The sequence below is a fragment of the Rhodoferax sp. genome (assembly GCF_014859475.1).
GTDB lineage: Bacteria > Pseudomonadota > Gammaproteobacteria > Burkholderiales > Burkholderiaceae_C > Rhodoferax.
In genome coordinates this window covers 1-5,214 of the sequence record NZ_JACUUE010000176.1, presented here as the reverse complement: position 1 = coordinate 5,214, position 5,214 = coordinate 1, and the positions used below count along the sequence as shown (strand labels likewise).

Sequence of the window (5,214 nt, the reverse complement as noted above, 5' to 3'; positions counted from 1 at the left end):
GCTGGCGTGTGGAGCCGCAACGGCAACGTGGCCTACCGCATGGGCCGCGCCATCAAGGCCGGGCGCGTCTGGACCAACTGCTACCACGACTACGCTGCGCATGCCGCTTTTGGTGGTTACAAAGAGTCGGGCATCGGCCGTGAAACCCACAAGATGATGCTTGACCACTACCAGCAAACCAAGAACTTGCTGGTGAGCTACAGCGAGAGCAAGCTGGGCTTCTTCTGATCGGGCTGACTACTTATTGCTAGACCGCGCTGCGAGGCAGCCGGTTGGGCACCCCCTCATACTGGCGTACCAGAAATCGGGGGTCGCCCAACCGGCTACCTCGTGGCGCTATTCCAACGTGTGTTCAATTTTTTGGGGGAACCCCTTGATCGAAAGAGTCATTGCCACCCCGGCCGCACTCGAACTCATTGCCTTCCTGAAAGCCAAGCATGGCCCCGGCCTGATGTTTCACCAGTCCGGCGGCTGCTGCGACAACAGCGCCGCCAATTGCTACCTGCTGGGTGAGATCACCATGGGGGCCGGGGATGTGTTGCTGGGCGAAATTGGCGGATGCGCCTTTTACATCGGCAAAGCGCAATATGGATTCTGGAAACACACCCAGCTGATCATCGACGTGATCGACGGCAGTGGCGGTGATTTTTCTTTGGAAACGCCCGAGGGCAAGGGCTTCTTGACGCGCTCACGGGTGTTTACCACTGAAGAACTGGCAGTGTTGGCAAACAGTGAATTCAAGGCTGACCAAACCCTAAACGCTTGAATACGTCCTGCGCAGCAGGTGCCATAAGGGCTTGGGCAAACGCTGCAGCCGCCGGTGGAGCTGACTCGCGCACGGTAAAACCATACAGCGCCCCCACTTGCAGCTCAGGCGGTATCTGCACCACCTTCAGGCGCGACACTTGTTTTTGTGCCGCCACGGCGTTAGTGCAGTAGGTCAAAAACACATCCACCTTGCGCTCATCCATGATCCAGGCGTAGGCCAGACGACCGGCGGGCGGTTGCGGCAAGCCGACTTGCCCCACCAGCTTCTGCGCCTTGGCATCCAGCGCAGCAAAGGCGCCTGGTTTCACCTTGTCCGCTTTGCGAAACAGCTCCCAGGTGTAGTCGCCAGACGGGTCTGCCTTGGGCGTGGACGTGCCCAGCCGCACGTCGGGGCGCAGCAGCGTGGCCAGCAAGGTGGCGGGGGTCGCGTCAATCTGTTCACTGGTCAATGCACATAAGATATTGCGCACAAACGGAGTGGACGCTGCCCAACCGCCCTGGCTTGCCAGACGTTGCGCGTGCTTGTTGTCGGCTGAGGCAAACACCTGCGCCGCCTCACCTTTTTCAATGCGCTCACGCAGCAGGCCCGAAGCGCCAAACGTGAGCGCAATTTTTTGCCCGGTACCTGCCTCGTAGTCGTTGGCGATGGCTGTCAAAGCGCCGCGCAGACTGCCCGCAGCATAAACATTCACCGGCGCTGAGATGGCCGCCGTATCTTTGGGTACGGCTTGCGGTGCTGCGGTGCACGCGGCAAGCTCCACGATACCGGTTGCCATCAGCATCCGGGGCAGAAAAATCGTGCTCTTCATGATGACCTGGCTTTATTTGGCTGCGTTCGGGAAAAACAACTGTTCGCCGTCAATTTTGTATCCGGCAATCACGCCCTGGCCTTCTGGTGAAACCACCCAGTCAATGAACTTCTGGCCGTCTGCCACCTTCACGTGCGGGTGTTTTGCCGGGTTGACCAGCATCACGCCGTACTGGTTGAACAGGCGTTTGTCACCTTCGACCAGAATCTTCAAGTCACCCCGGTTTTTGAAGTTGAGCCAGGTGCCACGATCGGTCAGTGCGTAGGCGTTGGTGCCAGAGGCCATGTTCAGCGCCGGGCCCATGCCGCAGCCGCAGGCCTTGTAACCGCTGCCTTGCTTGTCGGTCATATCAGCCATTTTCCAGAAGCGCATTTCGGCGGCAAAGGTGCCACTCTTGTCACCGCGCGAAATGAACGGGGCATTGGCGGCGGCAATTTTCTTGAGCGCTTCGACCACGTCGTTACCCTTGGCGTTAGCCGGATCAGCCGACGGCCCGACCACCACGAAGTCGTTGTACATAACCTCAATGCGCTTGACGGCAAAGCCTTCGGCCACCACTTTTTCTTCGGCCACCTTGTCGTGCACAAACAGCACGTCGGCATCGCCGCGGCGGCCCATGTCGATGGCCTGGCCGGTGCCCAAGGCCACCACTTTCACGTCGATGCCGCTGGCTTTTTTGAACTCGGGTAGCAGCACCGAGAACAGCCCGGATTGCTCGGTCGAGGTGGTCGATGCCACCACGATCGACTGGGCTTGTGCGGCAAGCGTTGCCCCCAGACAGGCGACGGTGATGGCCGCTGCCTGCGCGAGTTTCATGGGCGAGAGAGATTGAAAGAATTTAAAAGATTTCACGGTTTTCATACAAGTTCTCCTTTGACAAACAAATGGGCCGCCGGGTACTGCTGTTGCAGCAACGGCCCGCTAAAAAAATCATCCACCGGCAAATCGGCTTGCACACAGCCATGCTCCAGGTAAATCACGCGGCTTGCCAGGCGCTTGACCTGCCCCAGGTTGTGGCTGGCAAACACCAGCGTCATGGCCTCGGGGCCACTGGCAAAGGCTTCGATGAGCGTCTCTACTTCACGCTTGGCGTGCGGGTCGAGGCTGGCGGTGGGCTCGTCGAGCAACAGCACCTGCGGCTGCAGGGCCCAGGCGCGCGCCATCGCCACACGCTGCTGCTGGCCACCTGAGAGCTGGCGCGCATTGCGCTGCGCCAACTCCGACAAGCCAACTTTGGCCAGCGCAGCCAAGGCCTGCGCCTTGGCCTGACCCCAGCCGCTGCCTTGCAACCACAACCCCAGCGTAATGTTGGCCTGCACCGACAGGCGCATCAGGTGTGGCTTTTGGAACAACATGGCCTGGCGCACCCCAACTGCGCGCAGGACCTGGCCCGCGGTGGGTGCCGTCAGCCCATGCAACAGACGCAGCAAAGTGCTTTTGCCGCAGCCGTTGGCCCCCACCAGCGCCACCCGCTCGCCTGCGTGAATCTGCAGGCTGACACCTGACAAGGCCCGCACGCCGCGCGCCGCCTGACCAAAATGCACGCTGGCCGCTTGCAGGGCAAATACCCGTTGTGACAAAGTCGGCCTGGCACCCGGCAAGTCAGGCACCGCCGCCACATGCGCATCGGCCACCAGTTCGCCGGCCGCACCGCCACCACGCCAGTCCTGATTCATCACGTTGGCGGGCTTCAAGCCGACACCCCCAATGGCAAGTTGGGTGCCACACCACTTTCCTGGTGTTCACGCCAACGCCGCACCGCGGCGATTAGCATATTCAGCAGCAGCACCACACCGAGCAAAATCAGACCCAGACCCAGCGCCAGCGGCAGGTCCCCCTTGCTGGTTTCCAGGGCTATTGCCGTCGTCATGACGCGGGTAAAGCCGTCGATGTTGCCGCCCACGATCATCACCGCGCCCACTTCCGACACAGCACGGCCAAAGGAAGCGATCAGCACCGTGAGCAGGGCATAACGCTCGTCCCAGGCCAGCAGCAGGCTGCGCAGCAGCGGGCCGGCACCGAGCGACTGCAATTGCTCGCCGTGCAGATTCTGCGCATCTTCCACCGTTTGGCGCGTCAGCGCCGTGACCACCGGCAACACCAGCACCGCCTGCGCCAGCACCATGGCCTTGAAACTGAACAGCCAGCCCAAAAAGCCCAGCGGCCCGGTGCGCGACAACAGCAGGTAAACCACCAAGCCCACCACCACCGAAGGCACTGCGAGAAACGTGTTGAGCAGCGTCAACACCGCCCCGCGCCCGGCAAAACGCGCCACCCCGAGCCAGGCACCCAGCACCAGCCCCAGGCTGCAGGCCAGCGCGCAAGCGGCGGCACTCACAGCCAGCGAGCGGCCCACAATCGTGAGCAGTTCGGTGTCCATGGAAACAATGAGTTGCAGCGCGGTCGAAGCGCTTTCGGTAAAAGTAGTCAAGGCCGCAAGATCGTGAAGTCAAAAAAAAGGTGGCGAGTGCCTTGTGCAATTTGCGGTATCGTAGCCACTGATCCAATTACTGGCGATATGAAACACCGTGCATAGGCTTCAACTCAACTACACCCTGTCCAAAGACAGCAGTCCGGCGCTGGTGCGCAACCCCTTGATCGACTTGCTGCAGGCGGTCAGCAGCCAGGGCTCCATTTCGGCCGGCGCGCGCGCGCTGGGCCTGAGCTACCGCCACGTCTGGGGCGAGCTCAAGCGCTGGGAAAACGAGCTCGGCAACGAGCTGGTGATCTGGGAAAAGGGCCAGTCTGCGTTGCTCACCGAATTCGGCAACAAGCTGATGTGGGCCGAGCGCCAGGCGCAGGCCCGTCTGGCACCGCAAATCGAGGCCTTGCGCGCCGAGTTGGAGCGCAGCTACGCGCTGGCTTTTGACGACAGCGTGCATGTGGTCACGCTCTATGCCAGCCACGACGATGCCCTGTCCGCCCTGCGCGAGCATGCCCTGCAAGGCATTGCGTTGGCGCTTGAGGATGAGCCCGTGCGGCTGCACCTGGACATCCGCTTCACTGGCAGCGTGGATGCCATTCGTGCCCTCAACGAAGGCCGCTGCGTGATGGCCGGCTTTCACACCCTGCTGGGCACCGGTAAAAAGACGCTGACCGAGCGCAGCTACAAGCCGCTGCTGCAACCGGGCCAGCACAAGATCATCGGCTTTGCCCGGCGCACCCAGGGCCTGATGCTGGCACGCGGCAATCCGCTGGGCTTGCACAGCCTGCAAGACGTGGTGCAGCGCCGCGCCCGCTTTGCCAACCGCACGTTGGGCAGTGGCACCCGCGTGGTGCTCGATGAGTTGCTGGCGCAGGCCGACCTGCTGGCCAGTGACGTCAATGGCTATGAGCGCACCGAGCCGTCACATGCTGCCGTGGCGCAGGCGGTGGCATCGGGTCAGTGTGATGTCGGCCTGGGCATTGCCGCTGCGGCGCAACAAGCCGGGCTGGACTTTGTGCCGCTGGCCGAAGAACGCTACCACCTGGTCTGTCTCAAGTCGGCGCTGATGCAGCCCGGCATTCTGGCCTTGCTGCAACTGCTGCAAACCCAAATCTGGCAAGACAAAGTTGCCGCGATCGCGGGCTACACAGCGCAGGACAGTGGCCAGGTGCTGTCAATGCGCAAAGTCTTGCCTTGGTGGGATTACCGGCG

The 5,214-nt window shown here is 61.8% G+C and carries 7 protein-coding genes; 3 read left to right on the top strand and 4 right to left on the bottom strand.

Annotated features, from left to right (window positions below; all coding sequences use genetic code 11):
- On the top strand, positions 1 to 228 hold a 228-nt coding region (locus IBX54_RS12260; RefSeq protein ID WP_296542936.1), incomplete at its 5' end, for an aldehyde dehydrogenase family protein.
- Positions 229 to 373: 145 nt separating this feature from the next.
- Positions 374 to 766, top strand: a complete 393-nt coding sequence (locus tag IBX54_RS12255) for a DUF779 domain-containing protein (RefSeq protein ID WP_296542935.1) — start codon at positions 374 to 376, stop codon at positions 764 to 766.
- Here IBX54_RS12255 and IBX54_RS12250 read toward each other — a convergent pair.
- From IBX54_RS12250 to IBX54_RS12235, 4 genes are read right to left on the bottom strand one after another with little or no spacing between them, the layout of a single operon-like run.
- A complete protein-coding gene (locus tag IBX54_RS12250; protein ID WP_296542934.1) occupies positions 738 to 1,577 on the bottom strand; it encodes a molybdate ABC transporter substrate-binding protein in 840 nt (279 codons plus the stop codon). The two genes, IBX54_RS12255 and IBX54_RS12250, sit on opposite strands and share 29 nt — an antisense overlap.
- Before the next feature lie 12 nt (positions 1,578 to 1,589).
- Positions 1,590 to 2,393, bottom strand: coding sequence for an extracellular solute-binding protein (locus tag IBX54_RS12245; RefSeq protein ID WP_296542937.1), 804 nt, complete (start codon positions 2,391 to 2,393; stop codon positions 1,590 to 1,592).
- Positions 2,394 to 2,434: 41 nt separating this feature from the next.
- Positions 2,435 to 3,271: an ATP-binding cassette domain-containing protein gene (locus IBX54_RS12240; protein WP_296542933.1), complete on the bottom strand. Its 837-nt coding sequence runs from the start codon at positions 3,269 to 3,271 to the stop codon at positions 2,435 to 2,437.
- Positions 3,268 to 4,008: an ABC transporter permease gene (locus tag IBX54_RS12235; RefSeq protein ID WP_296542932.1), complete on the bottom strand. Its 741-nt coding sequence runs from the start codon at positions 4,006 to 4,008 to the stop codon at positions 3,268 to 3,270. Before IBX54_RS12235 ends, IBX54_RS12240 begins: the two co-directional genes overlap by 4 nt.
- A gap of 97 nt (positions 4,009 to 4,105) precedes the next feature.
- On the opposite strand from IBX54_RS12235, the gene IBX54_RS12230 reads away from it, so the two are divergent.
- On the top strand, positions 4,106 to 5,214 hold a 1,109-nt coding region (locus IBX54_RS12230; protein ID WP_296542931.1), incomplete at its 3' end, for a substrate-binding domain-containing protein.